This window comes from Methylobacterium sp. E-065 (genome assembly GCF_022829605.1).
GTDB lineage: Bacteria > Pseudomonadota > Alphaproteobacteria > Rhizobiales > Beijerinckiaceae > Methylobacterium.
In genome coordinates this window covers 1-226 of sequence record NZ_JAKSYD010000121.1, presented here as the reverse complement: position 1 = coordinate 226, position 226 = coordinate 1, and the positions used below count along the sequence as shown (strand labels likewise).

The 226-nt window shown below is 66.4% G+C and carries 1 protein-coding gene; it reads left to right on the top strand.

The window, feature by feature from the left end:
- The coding region (locus MKK84_RS16605) for a hypothetical protein (RefSeq protein ID WP_243921564.1) at window positions 1-225 on the top strand (225 nt) is incomplete at its 5' end.
- Window position 226: the final 1 nt, after the last annotated feature.

Below are 226 nucleotides of genomic sequence, written 5' to 3'. Positions count from 1 at the left end.
CGCGATCAGGTGCTGACTGGCTTCGACACCCGGGCTTGGCGGATCAAGAAGGATTGGCTGCGCACGGGACAGCGAGTTCGCCTACTCGACGTGATGGCCGGCCGCACCCTCGACAGGCTGCTGTTCGGCAACCGCGAGGGCACCGACCTTGCTGGTGCGATCCGGGATGAGGCGCTGACGCCGTTTCGGGCTTGGGAGCAGCGGCAGCCCCAGTATCGGGGATGAA